Raw genomic sequence first — 502 nt, forward strand, 5'->3', positions numbered from 1 at the left:
CGGGTGGACACCGTCCCCGCACCCCCCACCACCCCGGACCCGGAAGCCCTCCGCGGCCTGCGGATCGGAGTGGTCGACGACGGCCAGGGCCTCGCCCAGGCGCTCTCCACGGCACTGGAGGCGCACGGGGCCGAGCCGCACCCCCTCACCGAACCCGAGCCCGGTTTCGACGCCGTCGTCGACCTGACCGGGCTGCGGACCGGCTCGGAGCCCGTCCTTCCCCAGCTCTTCCCCGCACTGCGCCGCGCCCTGACGGACGGAACGCACCGGCTGCTGCTCGTCACCACACCCGGCGCCGCCGCGGCCGGCCTGCACGGCTTCGCCCGCAGCGCCGCCCTCGAATTCCCCGGCACGCTCGTCCGCGCCGTGGACGTCCACCCCAAGGAGGCCCCCGAACAGGTCGCCGCGCAGCTCCTGGCCGAACTGAGCTGCGACACGCCCCGCTCGTCCGTCGGGTACACGCCCGAGGGCAGCCGCACCACCCGCACCCCGGTCCCTGCCC

1 protein-coding gene is annotated in these 502 nt (G+C 76.5%); it reads left to right on the plus strand.

The window, feature by feature from the left end; genetic code table 11:
• The coding region (locus PV721_RS43775) for a hypothetical protein (RefSeq protein WP_319734497.1) at positions 1-502 on the plus strand (502 nt) is incomplete at both ends.

It is taken from the genome of Streptomyces sp. MB09-01, assembly GCF_033794505.1.
Classification (GTDB): domain Bacteria; phylum Actinomycetota; class Actinomycetes; order Streptomycetales; family Streptomycetaceae; genus Streptomyces.